The organism is Marinobacter sp. KM021, assembly GCF_050707965.1.
GTDB lineage: Bacteria > Pseudomonadota > Gammaproteobacteria > Pseudomonadales > Oleiphilaceae > Marinobacter > Marinobacter shengliensis.
This window is the reverse complement of record NZ_CP136129.1, coordinates 763,918-784,928: the sequence shown is the minus strand read 5'-3', so window position 1 is coordinate 784,928 and position 21,011 is coordinate 763,918. Positions and strand designations below refer to the sequence as shown.

Below are 21,011 nucleotides of genomic sequence, written 5' to 3'. Positions count from 1 at the left end.
CAACAGGGAATGGATCCGGGGAGCACGGTGCAGGCTCCCTTAAACCGCCTATTATACTCACAAATCGTTGCCGGACTCATGCACAGGACGAAACTCTTGAGTACAATGCAACCTTCAGACCCACAACCCCTATTTAACAGGACGACCTGATGATTCTGCTGCAGACCAACCACGGTGATATCAAACTGGAACTGGACTACGAAAAAGCCCCGGAAACCGCAAAGAACTTTGAGCAGTATGTTCGCGACGGCTTTTACGACGGTCTGATCTTTCACCGTGTCATCAGCAACTTCATGGTTCAGGGCGGCGGCTTTGAGCCGGGCATGACCCCACGCAAAACCCGCGACCCCATCCAGAACGAAGCCGACAACGGCCTTAGCAACATGGTCGGCACCATTGCCATGGCCCGCACCATGGACCCGCACTCAGCTACGGCCCAGTTCTTCATCAACGTGGAGAACAACGGATTCCTCGACCACACCGCCAAGAATGCCGAGGGCTGGGGCTACTGTGTGTTCGGCAAAGTGGTTGACGGCATGGAGACCGTAAACAACATCCGCGCCGTTCGCACCACCATGCGTGCCGGCCACCAGGACGTGCCATTTGAAGACGTCATCATTGAAAAGGCCGAGGTTCTGGAGGACGCGTGACCACGCTGTTTATCTCGGATCTGCACCTTGAGGAGTCGCGCCCGGATATTACGGACGCGTTCCTGACGTTCCTGCGAGAGAAGGCAGCAGGGGTTGAGCAGCTCTACATTCTGGGCGATTTTTTTGAGGCCTGGATTGGTGACGACGAGCGCACACCACTTCAGGAGCAGGTTGCTGGCGCCCTGAAGCACCTCAGCGACAGCGGCACCCATATCTTCCTGATGCATGGCAACCGGGACTTCCTGATCGGAGAAGATTTCTGCCACCGGTCCGGCGCCACCCTGCTGGACGACCCGACGGTGATCGATCTGTATGGAACGCCTACTCTGCTGCTGCACGGCGACAGCCTGTGCACTGCCGATGTGGAATACCAGAAATTCCGCGCCAACATGCGCAACCCGCAGATGCAGAAGATGATGCTGGCCCGCCCCCTGGAAGACCGCCAGCAAATGGCAAAGCAATTACGGGCGCTGTCGATGGCCAAGAACCAGGGCAAGGCGGAAGACATCATGGATGTGACGCCAGAGGAAGTAGTCAAGGAGCTCGAAGCCCACGGCGTTCAGTTGATGATTCATGGCCACACCCATCGTCCGGCCGTGCACCACCTCGAAGCCAATAACAAACCAGCGCGCCGGATTGTGCTCGGTGACTGGCACAGCCACCTTTGGTGGCTGGAAGTACAGCCCGGCAAGGAAGCTGAGTTGAAAAAGCAGCCCCTGCAGCCTTGATGCCGCAGGGGTCGCCCCTTCCTCAGGCCTTACCCGTCGGTGGGCTCCCGATAGGTTTCCAGACGGCGCAGCCAACCCGGCAACCAGCGTTCCCGCTCTATGGCCTGCTCTGCCAGCTCGGCGCGCCGGGTAAGCACCCGGCCCGCGGCCTCCCGAAAGCGATCCAGCGGGCGAAGCCCCGGGCTCTTATCCATAGCCTGCAAGACCTGCAACAACCCCCAACCTTCGCCCTCATAGCGCTCCGTTTCTGAAAGCCCTTCGCCCTTGAAGTTGACGTAGTCCATCAACGCGTAGACACCACCGGGCGTTTGCCCAAGCTGCCACAAGCGTTCCCGAATAACCGGCCGCTGCGCTTCGGGCGCGGCATTAACCACCGTTTCCAGGGAGCGGGCGGCGCGTTCCTGGATAAAGCGCACCTGATAACCGCGGGTTTCATACAGGAGTGCCCGCAGCGCCTTTACCTCATCGGTCGCACTCGAACTACTGAGAAAACCGGCACGGTCTGGCCAGGGCGCGCCTTGGGTGCGGGCGTCTTCCAGCCAGCCGGGAAGCTGCACACCGCGATCAACCATAAAGTCCAGAAGCGCCGGGAAACTCTCGGTAAAACGTCCGCTTTCGCCCTCCGGATACCAGATAAAGTGGCCAATCCCCAACGAAGGAAACGCTTCGCCCTCATTCCAGTGCACCAGGCATTCATGCCGCCCGGCACATTCGTTTCGGAAAATTCGTTCTCCAACCCAGGCCAGCTCTTCGGCCGTCAACGTCATGGTCTGTGCCTGCTCCAGCACCTGGCCCGACACTCGCAGCAACCGCCCATCGGCTGAGTCGGTCAAGAGATACAGGGCGCCGTCGGGCCCTTGCCGCACATCGCGGATACGCTCACCAAGCTCAGAAAACAGGCGCTCGCTTTCCACAACCCGGCCCTCGCTGAGAACAACCCGATGCACACTCTTATTGGCCAGGGCGCCGACAAACAGGTCGCCCTGCCAGTGCGGGAATTGGTGGCCGCTGTACAACGCCAGGCCCGATGGTGCGATGGACGGCGTCCATGACCACAGGGGTTGCTCGGTACCCTCGTATCGTTTGAATGGCGTTACCATGGCACCGGTATAGTCACGGCCATCGGTGGCCAACGGCCAGCCGTAATTGCGCCCGGCCTGGATCAGGTTGATCTCGTCACCGCCACGGGGGCCGTGTTCGTGAGCGATGACCCGGTCATTACCGGCATCGTAGACCAGCCCCTGAACATTTCGATGCCCCAGGCTGAAGATCTCCGGCAGAGCGCCATCCACCTGTACGAACGGATTATCCGCCGGAATGGAACCGTCCGGATTCAGTCGCACGATGGTGCCCAGATGGCTGGACAGTTTCTGTGCTTCCTCCCGAAAATCGAAGCCATCCCCCAGGGTTACCAGCAAGGTGCCGTCGGCCAGCCAGGCCATGCGCCCACCGTAATGGGCATCACCATATTTACCCGGCCTGGCCCTGAAGATTTCCCGCACTTGCATCAGTTCGCTTCCGACAAGCTGGCCACGGGCGACGCACAGATGATTTTCCCGAACCGTGCCACAGGCATAGGCGAGGAACACACCACGACGTCGATCATCCCCCGCCCTGCCATCAAAGCCGGGCTCGAGTAGCACATCAAACAATCCGGCCTGGCCGGAGACGAATACGTCCGGGACACCCGACACCTGCACCTGATGCCCATCCGGCGATACTTTTTTCAGTTCTCCAGCGCGCTCGGTCACCAGAAAATCACCCCCTGGCATGAATGCCAACGACCACGGGTGATCAAGCCCTTCAGCGACCACGTCTATCCGATAATCGGCCGCTTCCTGGGCCAATGTCGGCTCCGGAGCGCCCACGCCGGCCAATACCAAGAAAGGTGCTATCAGACCATGACGGGCCACGGTCATGGTCATCTTGCCCGTCAGTTGCGCAAACACCCATCCCGCTACTGCTGCGGTCCCCAGCATCGCCAACAGCCCGGGCAGGGTTCGGGTTGCTGCGATCAGTGTCGGCATGGGCGCCAACACATCAACCAGGGCCAGCGTTGCCCACAACGCAAGAGCTCCACCAAGGGCATACCAGAAATCCCGGTAGGGCCAGCCCAACAACCGGAGCAATCCCGCAGTTACCAGGAAGCCCGGAACCAATGCAGCGGCCAGCAGCACCCCATAGACAGGCGCGAACCCAACCAGGTCCTGCCCCATGACAACGAGGCGATCCACCAGGCTGAACGAGGCCCCAAGGGCCGACAACGCCGACAGGTTGAACTGAGTCTGCACCAGACTGCCGAGAAACGCGCCGCACACCACCGCGATGGCTCCCGCAATTACGATTTGGACACTTTTTTTCATTCCCCTGCGCTTCCCGTAGTGATGATTTTCTGACAAAGGCTCTGATAACGAAGGAATTTTCAGAAACTTCCCGGCCATCTGATCCGTTACCTTAGCAAGCTCCAGCGGTTGAAGCACAAGCCTCTTGCCTCATACTGTTCATATAACGCAACTGACACGAGTGAACCCTATGACAGGGAACCGGGCTTCTCTTGCAGCCTGTTTCATACGCACCTTCTTCCTTGCCTGGATCTGGCTGGCAGTGATTCGCGGCCTGCTGATCATTCAAAGCGGGGTACTCCCGAGCCTGCCCGGTACCCTGGGCGGCGACGTTGCCGGGGCTTTTTTGCTGGCCGTATTCCTGCATCTATCGGTTGGCGTTGTCCGCGCCCTGTTGATCACCGCCCTGGGCGTCGCACTCTATGTGGCCGGCATGCACCTGACAGCCCATGGCACGCTTTTCCAACTGGCCTTCGCCGGCAAGGGTATGGACAGTACGTTCATTACCGGCAGCCTGCTCAACATCTATCTGATAACCCTCCCGGGCTACCTCGTGCTGGCCTGGCTGTTGCACTGGCTGCATCGAAAATGGGTGCCCACTTCAGAGCGTGCGCCAGTCCTGCTTATCAGTTCCGCCGTTCTGGTCACCGGCCTCTACACTCTGTCGTTTCCGAGCCTGACGACACCCGCCAATAATGTGGTGGCCAGCACTGTCGCCCAGGTTCCAGGTGCGTTGCTCAATCCGGTTGGCACTGCTATCGGTGACGAAACCACTGAACTCAGTGAGCAACTGGACAGACGAACAAACTTTTTCCACCAACAAACCAGCAACTTTCAGAATCCCGAGCCACCCAATGTTCTGTTGATCATGATCGAGGGGCTGTCCGGAGGCTACCTGCCGAAAATCAGCCAATATCACAACCTTCAGCCCATCGTCTCTCTCGACACTCTGGAGGCGACGTTCGACGCCTTCGGTTTCCGGGTCTACAACAACGTGCTGAGCATGGAACGGCAGACGGATCGCGGCACCTTTGCCCTGGTGTGTGGGCGCTACCCCGACTTGCGCCGGCCATCGGAGAAGATGTTGGCCGTCGCGGAAGACAAAGCCAATCCCGACTGCCTTCCGGGGAAGCTGAAAGATCAGGGCTACACCACCGCTTACTGGCAAGCTGCGCCAATCGAATACATGAAAAAAGATCAGTTCATGCCCCGGGCGGGCTATGAGAACGTCACCGGCGCAGAGGCATTTGGTCACGCGCAGGAACAGGATGGCTGGGGACCGCCAGACCCGACGTTCTTCCCGGACATTGCTGAACGCCTGAGTGAACTGGATAGCCAACGCGGCCCCTGGTTTGTCACAACCCTGAATGTCGGCACCCACCATCCGTTCAACATCGGACCAGAAGCCGAACAGGAACTGGAAGCCGAGCAGGCCAACCAATCTCCTTCTGAAGAAACAACGGGGCTCCCTGCCACCCAGATGGCTCGCAAAAAGGCCATGGTGGTCATGGCCAACTCCCTAGAACGCTTTCTGACACAGCTTGAGCAGGAAGGACTGCTGGACAACACTCTGGTGATTGTCACATCCGATGAATCCGGCGGCTTTGTTCGCGACGACCATGAGACCTTGCCGCTGAACAGCAACCTCGGCGTGCTGGCCATACGCTCGCCGGGCCGGCCAGACCTCAGTGAATTCGCACCGGAAAACCGGATTGTTGCCCAGTTCGACATCCCGATGACCATTCTGGATGCTACGGGCAACGGCCACCTGGCCGGGGACATGCTTGGCCGAAGCCTGCTGTCTGAGCCGACGGAGCCTGCTCGCGACCTGATGCTGGCCGACACCTACACCGGCATGAAGTACTTTCTCCGGGAATCCGGCACCCTGCTCGCCTGTACCGAATTGACTACCCGCTGCAGCAACTGGGCGTTCGATCCAGACAGACTGTTCGGAAGCCTGCAACAAACCGAAGACGAACCCTTCCTGTCCTTCGATGAGCGCCTGGCACTGCTGGAGAAAGCCACACTGCTGACCCAGGAAGGCGAATAACGTGCTACCCCTGCTAAGACAAGGCTTGGCCCTGTTCCGCCACCATCATCGGTCATTGCTTGCGCTCTACCTGACCTTCACCGGTTTATCCATCGCGGTATTTACACCGCTGATTACTGCCGCGGTGTCTCTGCTCAGGCCACTCACCGGTGACGCGGCCATCACAACCGGTGGCCTGCTGGACTTTCTGGCATCGCCGGGCGGCGTGCTCTGGCTGCTGGTAACCCTGTTACTTGCAGCGGTACTGATCGTCCTCCAACTGGCCGGGGTTACTTTGATCGCCGCCCAGACTGGCAATCACACCTCGAGGGCAGCCATCCGTGCCTTGGTGGGGATTGGTCGGCGCTTGCCGCAACTGGCTCTACTGGCCATCATTCAAACCCTGGCGCATTTGGTGATTGCCTTGCCATTTCTGGCGGCCATGGGCTTCGCCGCACATCTGTTGCTAAACAACTTCGACCCTTACCTGCTAAACCTTGAGCGCCCACCGATTCTCTGGTGGTTCCTTGGCTTCTGTCTGGTCATGCTGGGTGCCATTGTGGTGGCCAACGGCACCCTGTTTCTCCGCTGGATTCTTTCCATCCCGGCCCTGATGCTGGACCAACAAACACCGATGGCGGCCCTTCAACAGAGTGCCCGCGACACCCGCGGCGCTCATCGCGAAACGGTCGGTCTCCTGTCGCTTGGTATTGTCGCGGTGCTGGCCATGCCGGCCGTGGTAACGCTGGTGTTTGATTTGCTGGCGGCCAGTGTGTTCAGGGTTGTGCCAGCGAAAGCCAGTATCCTCTTGCCCGTGGTTATCCTGTTGGTGGGGAGCTACCTTCTCGTCAGTCTTGCCCTTACCTTCCTGGCCAGCTCGGCACTGGGCACCCTCATCGTCGCCCGCTACAAAGCAATACCCGGGCGCAAGCTGCAATGGCAGCAGCCGTCTCCGGACCGACAGGATGCAAAAACCGGGCGCCGGCTTTGGCTGCTCGAGGTCGTGATCATCGCGCTGGTACTGACCCAAAGCGTTCAAGTGGTCAACTCGCTGAACCAGCAAGACAAAGCGACCATTACGGCCCACCGTGGCAGCGCCTTCAAAGCTCCGGAAAATACTCTCAGCGCCATACACCAAGCTGTAGAGGACGGTGCCGACTACGTTGAAATTGATGTCCAACTGACCGCAGACGGCGTACCAGTGCTCTGGCACGACCAGGATATGGCGAGGATATTCGGAAAGCCGGAACGGATTGGCGATGTCCGGTATGACGACATCCATCATCTGGATGCCGGCTCATGGTTTGGTGATCACTTTGCCCATGAGCGTATCGCAACGCTGGAGCAAGCGGTCAAGGCCACCCGTGGCCAGGCCCGACTGTTTGTTGACCTGAAACCGAACCGCAACGAGCGGGCACTGGTAACCGCCGTTGTCCAGACCCTGCAAGAAAATAATGCCGTGGAAGGCACTATCATTGCAGCAGCTGACTGGCCCAGCCTGGAACTGGCAAAGCAAATGGAACCGGGCCTGAAAACCGCGTTGCTGGCACAGTTCGTGGTAGGCCCCTTGTGGCAGGATCGTTACGACATTCTGGCGCTGCGCCTGAACCGGGCCACCCCGGCAGCGGTCGCCAGGGCGCACAAGGCGGGCAATGAGCTGCATGTGTGGACTGTCAATCAACCGTCCGACATGGCACGCTTTCTGGATATGGGCGTTGATAATATCATTACCGACCGCCCGGATGTGCTGGCTGAGCTGATGGCAGAGCGCGCGGCGCTCAGCGATGGTGAGCGCCTGGCAATGCAGATCCGCAACTGGCTGAGGTAGACCGCAGCAGGCCCAAAGGCGGTTTACTGCTCCACAAACGCCCGTTCAATAACGTAGTGGCCCATGTCGCCGCCGCGAGCCTCACGGAAGCCCATGTTATTGAGAATGCTGCAGGTGTCCTTGAGCATGCTCGGGCTGCCGCAAATCATGAAGCGATCCTGCTCCACATCAAAATCGGGCAAACCGAGATCACGGGTGATCTTGCCAGTCTCCATGGCATCGGTCAGGCGACCCTGGTTGCGGAAGGGCTCACGGGTGACCGTCGGGTAGTACAGCAATTTGCCGTGCACCATCTCACCGAAAAACTCGTTTTCCGGCAGGTCCTGGATATCCTGCTGGTAAGCCAGCTCAGACACATACCGTACCCCGTGGGTCAGGATGACCTTGTCGTAGGCTTCATACACCTCAGGGTCTTTGATAATACTCATGAACGGCGCAAGCCCGGTGCCGGTGCTGATCAGCCAGAGGTTGCGTCCCGGCAACAGGTTATCCAACACCAGGGTGCCGGTGGGCTTACGACTGACCAGAATTTCATCCCCCACCTGAATCTTCTGCAGTCGTGACGTCAGTGGGCCGTCCGGAACCTTGATCGAGAAAAACTCAAGCTCTTCCTCATAGTTGGCGCTGGCGATACTGTAGGCCCGCATAAGCGGCTTGCCGTCTGTTTCCAGACCAATCATGACAAAGTGCCCGTTCTTGAAACGGAACCCCGGGTCCCGGCTGGTCTTGAAACTGAACAGAGTATCGTTCCAGTGGTGAACGCTGGTGACCGTTTCTTTCATCAGATTACTCATGGCAGCCTCGTTGTTGCGACTTCATACAGGTTATATGGGAATTCAATGGGTAAAGTTTAACCCGACAGGTTAAATCGACAAAACAGGCAATACTCATATATGTGTTCGATTTTATAGATATACATCGATAACAAACTGACCGGGGTCATGGTCTTCAGGTTACTCCTGAACTAGCCTGAAAGAAATTGGTCCCAGAACAAACAACCACCAGGGAGAACACCATGCTCGATCACCTGATTCTGACCGTGGACTACACCAAGGAATGGGAACAGGCTATGGAACAGCTGCCAGCTTTGCTCAAACTCCTGGGCACCCGGAAGATTACGCTCACCTATGTCCTGCAGACCCATAAACGACTGCATCCGGACGACACCGAAGGCTCGGCTACAGAACGGTTACGGAGGATCGGGGAACACCTCAAGAACAGCCTGGGCATAGAAACCGCCACCCACGTTTCCAAGGGCTTTGTTGCCCAGGAAGTCCAGGCTCTGGCCAAGAAACTCAACGCCGACGGCGTCGTAGCGTGCAACCGCAGCCATCGGGCAGCCAAGGAACTGTTCTTCGGAAACACCGCCCTGAACCTCGCCCGAATGACCAAAGTTCCGCTCTTGATCATTCCGGTCCAGGACGAGCCACCGGCGGCCGAAGAGGAGATTTTGCTGGCCACCGATGGATCAAAGGCGTCATTCAATGCCCAGGCAGTCTTTGAAAAGCTCATGGCCAACCAGCGCACCGGGCGCGTGGTATGGGCACATTCCGAGGAGCCGGAACAATCTGATGAAGCCACGGAACAGAGGATCAATGAACTGGCAGAGCGTCACCCAAACGTACACCGGAATATCCTGACCGGCCGGCCGGTGGACCAGATCCTGAAAACCATCAATGACACCCGCCCCCTGTTGACCATTATGGGGAAACGGGGCTCAACACCCATTCAGGAGATCATGATCGGCAGTACCACGGAACATGTGGCGGCCGGCAGCCCCTACCCGGTACTGATGATCCCCTGAACCGGCCATCACGGTTGTGTTGGCGGCAGTGACCGGCTAACGTATCGATCAGACAGGACATTTTCTTTCATCTATCCGGCCTGATCGATTATGAAGTACAGCTTCCGCCAACTCGAGGTCTTCCTCGCCGCCGCCCATTTCCAGAACATCACCCGGGCGGCGGAATCCCTTGCCATGTCGCAATCCGCGGCCAGCAGTGCCCTCAAGGAGCTGGAATCCCAGTTCGATATCCAGCTGTTTGACCGGGTGGGCAAACGGCTGCAACTGAACGAGCTGGGCCGACTGTATCGGCCGAAAGCCGAAGCCCTGCTGGCTCAGGCGAGGGAGCTGGAACAGGCCTTCAGCAAACACTCCGAGGTCGGCGCTCTGAAAGTGGGTGCCACACTCACTATCGGCAATTACCTGGCGGTAGGCGTGATGGCCGAGTACATGAGCTCGCCAAACCACCCGAAAGTTTCTCTGGAAGTTGCCAACACCAGCACCATTGCAAGACGGGTTCGGGACTTTGAACTCGACATCGGTTTGATCGAGGGCGAACTGCAGGCGTCGGAGCTGGAAGTGATTCCCTGGCGAGAAGACCGGCTGGTGGCCTTCTGCTCCCCTGACCACCCGCTGGCCGGCAAGGGCGAACTGACCAACGACGATCTGCGCGCCGCCACCTGGATTCTCCGGGAACAGGGCTCCGGCACCCGCCAGAGCTTCGAACGGGGCATGCACGGGCTACTGCCAGACCTGAACGTGCTACTGGAACTGGAACACACCGAGGCCATCAAGCGGGCAGTAGAAGCCAACCTGGGCATCGGCTGCCTGTCAGAGGTGGTCCTGGCCGACGCCTTCAAACGCGGCAGCCTGGTGCCCCTGGCCATCCCTCACCGCCAGTTCGACCGGCACTTCTACTTCATCCTGCACAAGCAGAAATACCGAAGTGCGGGGATTGCCCGGTGGATGACGCTGTGTGAGGAGCTTTAGAGATTTTTTTCTCTTTTGTCCGTGAGCGTCTGTGAATGTCCGTGGCGAAGGGTCAGTAAGCGAGAGGCCCACTGTGAAACCGGAACTCCGTATCCGGCTCTTCAATCAGCTTCTGCTCGATGGCCATAAACTCCGCCACCCGATCTTGCACCGGGCCACCGTTGGCCCGCTGTGCCAGTACCAGATAATCCTGGTAATGCCGCGCTTCAGATTTCAGCAAACTGTTGTAGAACTCCGCCAGCTTGTCATCAAGGTGCGGCGCCAGGGCGGCAAAGCGTTCACAGGATCTCGCCTCGATGATGGCGCCTACAATCAACACATCCACCAAGCGGCCAGGGTCATCCTTGCGAACGGCTTCACGCAGGCCTGCAGCGTAACGGGCCGGCGAAAGATGTGAATAAATCACCCCCCGCTTCTTCATGATCGCCAGCACCTGCTCAAAATGCCGCAACTCCTCCCGGGCTAGGCGGGACATCTTGTTGAGCAGATCGGTGTTGTCCACATAGCGGTATATCAGGCTCAGCGCCGTGGAGGCCGCTTTCTTCTCACAGTGGGCGTGGTCAATCAGCATCACATCCTGGTTGGCCAGCGCATTCTCAATCCACTGTACCGGCGTGCGGCAGGGCAAAAATTCGTGTATCTCTTTCAGGGCGTCGTTCATGGCTTCAGCAGCAGTCTGATTCATCAAGCGCGGCAGTATAGCGCAGCTAGCAGATCTCTCCGACCTCTGTCCAACTTAACTTTATAAGGGGTTTCCTATAGAATGCAGCGCCAGATCAAGGAGTCTCTGAATAAATCCTGAAACCCCATCGGTGATTTGAGGCGTTATTCAGAGGCTCCTGCGGCCTTTTCGCCAAAAAACCTCCCGCCAGGCAAGCTTGCCTCCGGCGCGGGACATTCCAACTGATGAGGGTCCATATCGTGTTAGAAGCCTACCGTGAACACGTTGCCGAACGTGAAGCCCTGGGTATCCCACCCAAGCCCCTGAACCCCGAGCAGACTGCTGGTCTGATCGAGCTGCTGAAAAACCCGCCGGCCGGCGAAGAAGCCACCCTGGTTGACCTGTTGGAAAACCGCGTACCACCGGGCGTGGACGAAGCAGCTTACGTTAAAGCTGCGTTCCTGACCGCGATTGTTAAGGGTGAAGCAACGTCTCCTCTGATCGACAAAAAGAAAGCTGTGCAGCTGCTGGGCATGATGCAGGGCGGCTACAACATCGCGACTCTGGTTGACCTTCTGGACGACAGCGAACTGGCCGAGCTGGCCGGTGAAGAACTCAAGCACACCCTGCTGATGTTCGACGCGTTCAACGACGTTAAAGAAAAGATGGACGCTGGCAACGCCGTGGCCAAGTCTGTGGTTGAGTCCTGGGCCAACGCCGAGTGGTTCACCAAGAAGAACAAGGTTCCCGAAAGCACCAAGATGGTGGTGTTCAAGGTGACTGGCGAAACCAACACCGACGACCTGTCTCCGGCTCCGGATGCCTGGTCCCGTCCGGACATCCCGCTGCACGCCCGCGCCGCTTACAAGATGGAGCGCGACGGCCTGAAGCCCGAAGAGCCCGGCGTAACCGGCCCGATGAGCCAGATCGACGAAATCAAATCCCGCGGCCTGCCGGTTGCTTTCGTCGGTGACGTAGTCGGTACCGGCTCTTCCCGTAAGTCTGCCACCAACTCCGTTCTGTGGTTCTTCGGTGACGACATCCCGGGCGTGCCGAACAAGCGTGCCGGCGGTGTGTGTATCGGTAACAAGGTTGCCCCGATCTTCTTCAACACCATGGAAGACGCTGGCGCCCTGGTATTCGAAGCACCGGTCGACAACATGAACATGGGCGATGTGATTGAAATCCGCCCGTACGAAGGCAAGATCCTGAACGAAGCCGGTGACACCATCTCCGAGTTCAAGTTCAAGTCTGACGTGATCCTGGACGAAGTTCAGGCTGGCGGCCGTATCCCGCTGATCATCGGCCGTGGCCTGACCGCCAAGGCCCGTACCGCACTGGGCATGGGCGCAACTGATCTGTTCCGTCTGCCAAAAGATCCGGAAGCCGGCACCAAGGGCTTCACCCTGGGCCAGAAGATGGTCGGCAAGGCCTGCGGTCTGGATGAAGGCCAGGGCGTGCGCCCGGGCACCTACTGTGAGCCGCACATGACCACCGTAGGCTCCCAGGACACCACCGGCCCGATGACCCGTGACGAGCTGAAAGACCTGGCGTGTCTGGGCTTCCAGGCTGACCTGGTGATGCAGTCGTTCTGTCACACCGCCGCTTATCCGAAGCCGGTAGACGTAGAAATGCAGCACACCATGCCGGACTTCATCCGCACCCGTGGCGGTGTTTCCCTGCGTCCGGGCGACGGTATCATCCACTCCTGGCTGAACCGCATGCTGCTGCCGGACACCGTAGGTACCGGTGGTGACTCCCACACCCGTTTCCCGATGGGCATTTCCTTCCCGGCCGGTTCTGGTCTGGTTGCGTTTGCTGCTGCCACCGGCGTTATGCCGCTGGATATGCCGGAATCGGTTCTGGTTCGCTTCAAAGGCGAAATGCAGCCGGGCATCACCCTGCGTGACCTGGTACACGCCATTCCGCTGTACGGCATCAAGCAAGGCATGCTGACTGTTGAGAAGAAGGGCAAGATCAACGAATTCTCCGGCCGTATCCTGGAAATCGAAGGTCTCGAGCACCTGACCGTTGAGCAGGCGTTCGAGCTGTCTGACGCTTCCGCTGAGCGCTCTGCAGCCGGTTGTACCATCAACCTGTCTGAAGAGTCTGTTGCCGAGTACCTGCGCTCCAACATCACCATGCTGCGCTGGATGATTGCCGAAGGTTACGGCGATCCGCGCACCCTGGAGCGTCGTGCCCAGCAGATGGAAGAATGGCTGGCCAATCCGAAGCTGATGCGTGCTGACAAAGACGCCGAATACGCTCACGTGGTTGAGATCGACCTGGCCGACATTAAAGAGCCGATCGTTTGCTGCCCGAACGACCCGGACGATGCCAAGTTCCTGTCCGAAGTGGCTGGCGACAAGGTGGACGAAGTGTTCATCGGCTCCTGCATGACCAACATCGGTCACTTCCGTGCCGCCGGCAAACTGCTTGAGCAGCACAAAGGCCCCCTGAGCACCCGTCTGTGGATGTCTCCGCCCACCAAGATGGACCAGGCCCAGCTGATGGAAGAAGGCTACTTCAACACCTACGGCACCGCCGGTGTTCGCACCGAGATGCCGGGCTGTTCCCTGTGCATGGGTAACCAGGCACGTGTAGCGCCGAAGTCGACTGTTCTGTCTACCTCTACCCGTAACTTCCCGAACCGTCTGGGTGATGGTGCCAACGTGTACCTGACCTCTGCGGAACTGGCAGCTGTGGGCGCGGTACTGGGCAAACTCCCGACTCCGGCAGAGTACATGGAGTACGCCAAGGACCTGAACAGCATGTCCAAAGAGATCTACAAGTATCTCAACTTCGACCAGATGGACGAGTACACCAAGAAGGCCTCTGAGGCTTCTGTAGCCTGAGACCCTCCGAGGTAACTTACCTCTGATCTGAAAACGCCAGCCTTCGGGCTGGCGTTTTTTTGTGTCCCGGTAAACCAAAACAATTGCTGCCCGGGGAAATCCGCGCCTGTATTACGCCGGTGCGGGGTGGGTATGTCTTTTCTGCAGGGAAAAAGATGTCTGAGCGCAGCGAGTTGTTTTTCCCGGAAGAAAAGACATACCCACCCCGCAACCCGCCCCCAGAACCCGAATCCCGGTACAAAAAAAGGGCTCCCCGTAGGGAGCCCTTGTCAGAACACTGATTGTTACCAGTGAATTCTGTTACCGCTCGATATGCTGGTACTCGCCAGCATCGTTGGTCGCCATGCTGACGACAACGATGGCGATGAAGGCAGCAATGAAGCCAGGGATGATTTCATACACGCCCGGACCACCCATGAAGCTTCCGTTCCAGCCCATGGAAATCCATACCATCACCGTACCGGCACCCACGATCAGGCCGGCCAAGGCGCCAGCACCATTAGTGCGGGACCACATCAGGCCGAGGATGATCAGCGGGCCAAAGGCAGCGCCGAAGCCGGCCCAGGCGTTACTGACCAGCGCCAGAACTTGCGAGTTCGGATCAGAAGCAATCACCGCAGCGACTAGACCAACAGCCACAACACACGCCCGGCCGATGTTTACACACTCCTTGTCGGAAGCTTCTTTGCGCAGGAACAGGCGATAGAAATCTTCGGTCAGGGATGAGGAAGCCACCAGCAGCTGACTGGAGATGGTACTCATTACCGCTGCCAGCAGGGCTGCATACAGGAAGCCGGTGATCAGCGGATGGAACAGCAGGTCCGCCAAAATGATGAAGATGGTTTCCGGGTCAGCCACGTCCATACCGTTACGGATAGCATAGGCCCGACCGAAAACGCCCAGGGAGATGGCGCCAATCAGGGAGATGGCCATCCAGGACATGCCGATGTTACGGGCCACAGACACTTCGTGCACGGTGCGGATTGCCATGAAACGCACAATGATGTGCGGCTGGCCGAAGTAACCCAGACCCCAGGCGACCGCTGACAGCCAGCCAACCAAGGTTAGCCCCTCGGTCCAGGACAGCAGGGTTGGATCAACACTGTTCAGGGTTTCAGAAGCCTGGCCGAAGCCGCCGCCACCTTCGCCGAACAGCACTACCGCTGGCATGAGCACCAGGGCCAGCATCATGATGCAACCCTGCACAAAGTCGGTCATGCTTACAGCCAGGAAGCCGCCAACCACGGTGTACGCCAGAACGACACCGAGAGTGATCACGATACCTACGCCATAGTCGCTCAGACCGCCGAAGTTGAAGATGCCGGAAAACGCACTTTCAAACAGCTTGCCGCCTGCAACCAGACCAGATGCCGTGTAGACCGCAAAGAATACAACAATAACAATCGCCGATACCGTGCGCAGAGGCAGCGCCTTGGTAGGGAAGCGGTTTGCCAGAAAGGCAGGTATGGTCAGGGCATTACCGTAGTGAACAGTTTGTTCACGCAATCTGGGTGCAACAATCACCCAGTTGATGAACGCGCCCACAAACAGGCCGATACCGATCCAGGCGTCCGCCAGGCCGGTAACAAACAACGCCCCGGGCAAGCCCAGAAGCAGCCAGCCACTCATGTCGGAAGCACCGGCCGACAAGGCCGCTACTTTGGGGCTGAGCCCACGTCCACCCAACATATAATCTTCAGCTGTCGCCGAGGCTTTCCGCATGGCGTAAACGCCAATGCCGATCATAATCGCAAAATACGCAAATAGACTGATCCAAACGCCAATAGCCATAAGGCTCCTCCGGTTTATTGAGTCGGACTGAGTCCGCTCTTAAGGCACAGGTACCACATCACTGTTGGTTGACTGGCCGTTGTTCTTGTTTACCCAAAATCCATCCGAATTGGAGCGAGGCAAGCCCCCGCACAGCCACTCCTTCACTATAGTTATTATTCACACCTTTACGACCAGGATTGCCGAGCAAAAAGTGCGATTCTACAGATGCATTAAGTTAGTATTACTACGGACCTACGGCTTACAAAATCCTACGATTCTTTTGCATAATCCTACGGGACTACCGAATTTACCGCCCAGTTCAGGCAACACTTTCATTAATCTGCAATCTGGAGGGTGTTGTGCCCTTGTATTTGCGCAACGCATTGGTCAAGGCACTCTGGGAGGAGAACCCGGTTCGGTAGCTTATTTCCGACACCGAGAGAGACGATGAAGCAAGCAGGTGAGCGGCCTGCTCAAGGCGGGTCTGCAGCAGAAACTGATGAGGGGTTATGCCCGCCACCTCCCGAAAAACCTCATGGAATCGACTGACACTGAGGCACGCCTCACTGGCCATTTCCTCGACAGTAATTTTTCGATGCAGGTTGGCCAGGATATAACGTCGGATCACCTCTGGGCTGATGCTTGCCCGGCTGGAAGACTGGACCTGACGGTCCACAATGCGGTCCGCCATGCAGTAAAGAATACTCGAAGCCAGATGCTGCTGCAGGGTGAGGTTGTCTGGCGCGCGGTCAAATTCACCGGCGGTAAACTGGACCAGCCCCTGTAACCGGCTGTCCATCTGCAGGGTGCGCGGCTTCTCGAAAAACCGCATCATCCGTTCGTAATCCGCATGGGCCGGCGTATTGATAGCTGGGGTGAGCGGGTCAAGATTGATCACCAGAACGTGGTTCTGATCATCGCCACAGTAATCGTGGCTTGCCTCAGTGGGCACAACACAGGCTTTCCAGGTATCCAGGTGAGCCCCGGTGCCACCGACACTCAACTCAGCCTCTCCCCTCACCCCGATGACAATCTGGTGGTGTTCGTGCCGATGCTGGTGAGCGGCGATGGGAAGCTTGAGAAGTTTTGCGTTGAGCATTAATGCTGCCGGCCGTTAACTGAGAATGTACATCAATTAAAGCAGAACATTACAAAAAGTGCACGAAATCGACGCAACTATGGCCGTACTCCGGTTAATCAGGCGGATTCCGCCATTTTAACCAGGGCAGCCAACAACGCCGACACACTGGCCGATACCTGCTCCAGCGGCAATGCTGCATTAACCACATGGTAGTTGCCAGGCATCGCCGTAGCCCGCGCCAGGTAGGTATCGCGAATGCGCTGGAAAAAGGCCAGGGTTTCCTGTTCAAATCGGTCGAGCTCTCCCCGCTTTTTCGCCCGGGCCATACCGGTTTCCACGGGCGCATCCAGCAGGATGACGTGGTCTGGCCGTACCTCACCCTGAACCAGGGTTTCCAGCAACGCGATACGCTCGGCGGGCACACCCCGGCCGCCGCCCTGATAGGCAAAGGTGGCATCGGTGAAGCGGTCGCACAGTACCCACTGCCCCTTGTCGAGGGCCGGAAGAATCCGGTTATGCAGGTGCTGGGCCCTCGCTGCGAACATCAACAGCAATTCTGTGGTTTCATGAACCGGCTCTTCCCGGGGCGACAACAACAACTCCCGAATGTTTTCCGCCATAGGCGTGCCACCAGGTTCACGAGTGACGATAAAATCGACGCCGAGGTCCTTGAGGGTGTTCGCAGCGTTTTCCAGCTGTGTGGATTTGCCAACGCCCTCGGTGCCTTCGAAGGTAATAAAACGGCCTCTGTTGTGCATCATTCTTCCCGGCTGTTGTTCAGGGTTCCCGGTGCCGGAAACGAGCGATAGCCCTCACGGCGATTCAACTGATACTCCCTGACCGCTTTCTGGTGCTCCGCCAGGGTTCGGGAGAACTTGTGGCTACCATCACCACGAGCAACAAAGTAGAGGGTATCGCCGTCCTCCGGGTGCAAAGCGGCGTGCACAGAGTCCCGCCCGGGCAGCGCAATCGGTGTGGGCGGAAGACCGTTGATTCGATAGGTGTTATAAGGGGTGTAGGTCTGAAGGTCGCTGCGGCGGATACGACCCTGGTACTGATCCCCCATACCGTAGATAACGGTGGGATCAGTCTGCAGCCGCATGCCTTTGTGCAGTCGCCGCACAAACACACCCGCCACTTCCCCACGCTCCCAGGGCACACCGGTTTCCCGCTCAACGATAGAAGCCATGATCAGAGCTTCATAAGGGGTATCGTAAGGCAACCCTTCGGCCCGGTTCTGCCATTCTTCCTCAAGCACACTCACCATACGACTGTGGGCACGCTTGAGAATATCCAGGTCAGACTCGTTGGAGCTGAACATGTAAGTGTCCGGAAAAAACCAGCCCTCCGGGTGCTGGTCTTCAGCACCCACCGCCGCCATGACGTCTTCATCAGACCAGTCAGTGGTGACCTTTTTAAGCCGTTCAGAGCGCGCCAGCGCAGCGCGCATGTCCCGGAACGTCCAGCCTTCGATAAACTGTACCGACCACAGCTTTACCTTGCCTTCAACCATAGCGTCTACCATGGCGACTGGTGTCATTCCGGGCAAGAATTCGTAGTCACCCGCCTTGATCCTGGTCTGGTCGGGGTAGAGGCGGCCATAGAGCCTGAGCCAGAGGGCATCCGACACATAGCCCGCATTCTCCAACTGGCGGGCCACTCGGCTGAATGCTGTGCCTGTTGGCACTTTAAACAGCACCGGTTCTTCCAGCGCAACGGGTTGCTTCAGGGTTTGCAAACCCTGCCAGGCCCACAAGCCACCGCCGGCAGCAGCGAGCACGAATACAGCAACAACGATCAGTAACTTCTTGAACACGCGAATCAATCCAGTCTTGCCGGTGAACCGACGATTGTCGCAAGTCGCTGGTCAACAGGCAAATCGTGCCCGGCCAGATTGCGAACCGGCACCACCCCGACAACACTGTTGCTGAGCCAAAGCCCCTGACAGCTGCCGCCCAACAGTGTATCAAGCGTCAGTGGCATCTCCCGGAATTCGTGGCCGGCAATTCTCAGCCGGTCAAGCACGTAACGACGCATCACACCCGCAACCGCCAGGGTTGAAGCGGGCGGTGTCAGCCATACGTCTTCAAACAGCATGAACAGATTGGTCCGGGTGCCTTCCACCACATGGCCATCACGATTGCTCATCAGCACCTCAAAGACATCCCCTTGAAGCTCCCTGGCCGCCATCACCTGCTCAAGTCGGTTCAACGACTTGATCCCGGCCAGAAGCGGGTTCACTGTCAGCGGAACACGGGAGAAGTCGGCCACCACACCTTCCGGCCCGGGAACACTGGGGAAAGCGGAATGGGACACAATGAGAGACGGCTTCATGCGGGGCTCCGGGCGGTAGCCCCGCCCGCCCGAACCACGGGTGAGGGTCAGTTTGAGCACCCAGTTTAAGGACGGGTACAGGCCGGAATATCGTTCCAGGGCGCGAGCGCAGGCTGCCTCAAGTTCCGGGCGCGCCACCGGGATGGCAAGCCGGCCGGCATCACGGACCATCCGGTCAAGATGATAACCCAACAGGCTGGCCTTACCGCCCATGATGGCAATGGTCTCGAACAGACCATCGCCGTAGGCAAGGCCCCGGTCTCCCGGTGGAACACCACCGTCTTCAGCCCAATACAGATCAAACACGGTAGGGTCAGTCTTCGTAACGACTTACAATCAGCGTGCCGTTGGTGCCGCCAAAACCGAACGAATTCGACAGAGCAATCCGAACGTCCGCCTCTCGGCTCTTATGCGGCACCAGGTCCAGATCACAGCCCTCGTCTGGCTCGTCCAGATTGATGGTCGGCGGCAAAACCCCGTCGCGCACGGCCAGTATCGAGAAAATGGCTTCGACAGCGCCAGCGGCCCCCAGCAAGTGGCCGGTCATGGACTTGGTGCTGCTCATGGCAAGCTTGTGTGCGTGCGCACCAAACACCGACTTGACCGCTGCCACTTCCGCTACATCCCCGACCTGGGTGGAGGTGCCATGGGCATTGATGTAGTCAACCTGTTCCGGTTGCAGACCTGCGTCACGGATGGCGTTAACCATGGACCGGCCGGCACCTTCGCCACTGGCGGGGGGCGCCGTGATGTGATGGGCATCATCGCTCATGCCAAAACCGATCACCTCGCCATAGATGGTGGCTCCGCGAGCCCGAGCATGCTCCAGCTCCTCCAGCACCACCACCCCGGCACCGTCACTCAATACGAAACCGTCACGGCCCTTATCCCAGGGACGACTGGCTTTTTCCGGCTCATCGTTACGGGTTGATAACGCACGGGCCGACGAAAAGGCCGCCACGCCAGAGCGGGTTGTTGCCATTTCCGAGCCACCAGCCAGCATCACATCAGCATCGCCATAGGCGATGGTCCGGGCAGCGTAGCCAATATTATGGGTGCCGGTGGTGCAGGCGGTGACAATGGCAATATTCGGCCCCTTGTAACCAAAGCGAATGGCAGCGTTGCCAGAGATCATGTTGATAACAGAGGCGGGCACAAAAAACGGAGACACCTTGCGGGGGCCGGATTTCTCCATCTGGATCACGTTCTTCTCGATGTACTCCAGGCCACCGATGCCGGATCCGATGGCAATACCAACCCGCTCCTTGTCGAGATCGCCAAACTGCTCCAGGCCACTGTCATCAACCGCCTGCTGGGCAGCAATCAGGCCATAATGAATAAAAGCATCCAGTTTGCGCGCTTCCTTGCTGGACAGGTAGGGTTCAATATCAAGATCCTTGATCGCACCTCCAATACGGGTGCCATAGTCAGTTGCATCAAACCGATCAATCAGCCCGATACCGCTGCGCCCTGCCCGGATGGCAGCCCATGACGACTGTACATCATTCCCCACCGGAGACAGCATTCCCATGCCCGTGACAACAACCCGTCGTTTACTCATAACCCTGTTCACCCGATTATTCCGTGTAACATCCAAACACTGAGACTTTCGTTCCACCAATAAAAAAGCCGTCCTTCATCAACCCCAAAGGACGGCTTTAGCCTGGCTATCTGATCAGCAGAGTATCAGGTGTGCGCGACGATGTAGTCGATCGCGTCCTGAACCGTGCCCAGCTTTTCGGCCTCTTCATCAGGAATTTCAGTCTCGAATTCCTCTTCCAGGGCCATAACCAGCTCAACAGTGTCCAGTGAGTCAGCGCCAAGATCCTCTACAAAAGAAGATGTGTTCTGAACCTCGGACTCTTTCACGCCCAACTGTTCACAAACAATCTTCTTAACGCGCTCTTCAACTGTACTCATAATGTCCTCACTTTATGTGTCAACCAAGCAACTCTAT

At 58.1% G+C, this 21,011-nt stretch carries 17 protein-coding genes; 7 read left to right on the top strand and 10 right to left on the bottom strand.

The window, feature by feature from the left end; all coding sequences use genetic code 11:
• Positions 1-149: 149 nt before the first annotated feature.
• Together RVM24_RS03720 and lpxH are read left to right on the top strand one after the other, a co-directional pair.
• Positions 150-650 carry a peptidylprolyl isomerase gene (locus tag RVM24_RS03720; RefSeq protein WP_061330959.1) on the top strand — a complete coding sequence of 167 codons (501 nt, stop codon included), beginning with the start codon at positions 150-152 and terminating at the stop codon, positions 648-650.
• Positions 647-1,378: a UDP-2,3-diacylglucosamine diphosphatase gene (gene lpxH, locus RVM24_RS03715; protein ID WP_061330958.1), complete on the top strand. Its 732-nt coding sequence runs from the start codon at positions 647-649 to the stop codon at positions 1,376-1,378. Before RVM24_RS03720 ends, lpxH begins: the two co-directional genes overlap by 4 nt.
• A gap of 29 nt (positions 1,379-1,407) precedes the next feature.
• On the opposite strand, the gene RVM24_RS03710 is transcribed toward lpxH, so the two are convergent.
• Positions 1,408-3,741, bottom strand: coding sequence for a PQQ-dependent sugar dehydrogenase (locus tag RVM24_RS03710; protein WP_082780489.1), 2,334 nt, complete (start codon positions 3,739-3,741; stop codon positions 1,408-1,410).
• A gap of 169 nt (positions 3,742-3,910) precedes the next feature.
• Here RVM24_RS03710 and RVM24_RS03705 point away from each other — a divergent pair, with 169 nt between their 5' ends.
• Positions 3,911-5,770, top strand: a complete 1,860-nt coding sequence (locus RVM24_RS03705) for an LTA synthase family protein (protein ID WP_061330957.1) — start codon at positions 3,911-3,913, stop codon at positions 5,768-5,770.
• Position 5,771: 1 nt separating this feature from the next.
• Complete coding sequence (locus RVM24_RS03700) at positions 5,772-7,577, top strand: glycerophosphodiester phosphodiesterase family protein (RefSeq protein ID WP_431474980.1); 1,806 nt, start codon at positions 5,772-5,774, stop codon at positions 7,575-7,577.
• A 23-nt stretch (positions 7,578-7,600) separates the two neighbouring features.
• Here the strand turns inward: RVM24_RS03700 and RVM24_RS03695 are convergent, their stop codons facing one another.
• Positions 7,601-8,371, bottom strand: a complete 771-nt coding sequence (locus RVM24_RS03695) for a ferredoxin--NADP reductase (RefSeq protein WP_061330955.1) — start codon at positions 8,369-8,371, stop codon at positions 7,601-7,603.
• A gap of 221 nt (positions 8,372-8,592) precedes the next feature.
• On the opposite strand from RVM24_RS03695, the gene RVM24_RS03690 reads away from it, so the two are divergent.
• Together RVM24_RS03690 and RVM24_RS03685 are read left to right on the top strand one after the other, a co-directional pair.
• The gene (locus RVM24_RS03690) at positions 8,593-9,381 is read left to right on the top strand and encodes a universal stress protein (RefSeq protein WP_061330954.1); all 789 of its coding nucleotides are present in this window, start codon (positions 8,593-8,595) and stop codon (positions 9,379-9,381) included.
• 90 nt (positions 9,382-9,471) lie between these two features.
• A complete protein-coding gene (locus RVM24_RS03685) occupies positions 9,472-10,350 on the top strand; it encodes a LysR family transcriptional regulator (RefSeq protein WP_431474979.1) in 879 nt (292 codons plus the stop codon).
• Between the two features lie 52 nt (positions 10,351-10,402).
• On the opposite strand, the gene RVM24_RS03680 is transcribed toward RVM24_RS03685, so the two are convergent.
• Positions 10,403-11,011: a tRNA-(ms[2]io[6]A)-hydroxylase gene (locus RVM24_RS03680; RefSeq protein WP_061331163.1), complete on the bottom strand. Its 609-nt coding sequence runs from the start codon at positions 11,009-11,011 to the stop codon at positions 10,403-10,405.
• Positions 11,012-11,271: 260 nt separating this feature from the next.
• On the opposite strand from RVM24_RS03680, the gene RVM24_RS03675 reads away from it, so the two are divergent.
• Positions 11,272-13,866, top strand: coding sequence for a bifunctional aconitate hydratase 2/2-methylisocitrate dehydratase (locus RVM24_RS03675; protein WP_061331162.1), 2,595 nt, complete (start codon positions 11,272-11,274; stop codon positions 13,864-13,866).
• Positions 13,867-14,166: 300 nt separating this feature from the next.
• Here RVM24_RS03675 and putP read toward each other — a convergent pair whose 3' ends face one another.
• The 7 genes from putP to acpP form a co-directional block, all read right to left on the bottom strand.
• The gene (putP, locus tag RVM24_RS03670) at positions 14,167-15,657 is read right to left on the bottom strand and encodes a sodium/proline symporter PutP (RefSeq protein ID WP_061331912.1); all 1,491 of its coding nucleotides are present in this window, start codon (positions 15,655-15,657) and stop codon (positions 14,167-14,169) included.
• A gap of 301 nt (positions 15,658-15,958) precedes the next feature.
• Positions 15,959-16,738 (bottom strand): AraC family transcriptional regulator, encoded by a 780-nt coding sequence (locus tag RVM24_RS03665; protein ID WP_061331911.1) that lies wholly within the window; start codon positions 16,736-16,738, stop codon positions 15,959-15,961.
• A gap of 98 nt (positions 16,739-16,836) precedes the next feature.
• Positions 16,837-17,478: a dTMP kinase gene (tmk, locus tag RVM24_RS03660; protein WP_061331910.1), complete on the bottom strand. Its 642-nt coding sequence runs from the start codon at positions 17,476-17,478 to the stop codon at positions 16,837-16,839.
• Entirely contained in the window at positions 17,478-18,536 is a 1,059-nt protein-coding gene (gene mltG, locus RVM24_RS03655; protein ID WP_061331923.1) for an endolytic transglycosylase MltG, read from the bottom strand. The genes tmk and mltG overlap by 1 nt, the downstream gene beginning before the upstream one ends.
• A 5-nt stretch (positions 18,537-18,541) precedes the next feature.
• Complete coding sequence (gene pabC / locus RVM24_RS03650) at positions 18,542-19,360, bottom strand: aminodeoxychorismate lyase (protein WP_061331909.1); 819 nt, start codon at positions 19,358-19,360, stop codon at positions 18,542-18,544.
• Between the two features lie 7 nt (positions 19,361-19,367).
• Complete coding sequence (gene fabF / locus RVM24_RS03645; protein ID WP_061331908.1) at positions 19,368-20,615, bottom strand: beta-ketoacyl-ACP synthase II; 1,248 nt, start codon at positions 20,613-20,615, stop codon at positions 19,368-19,370.
• Between the two features lie 125 nt (positions 20,616-20,740).
• A complete protein-coding gene (gene acpP, locus RVM24_RS03640; protein WP_008938713.1) occupies positions 20,741-20,974 on the bottom strand; it encodes an acyl carrier protein in 234 nt (77 codons plus the stop codon).
• Between the last annotated feature and the right edge of the window lie 37 nt (positions 20,975-21,011).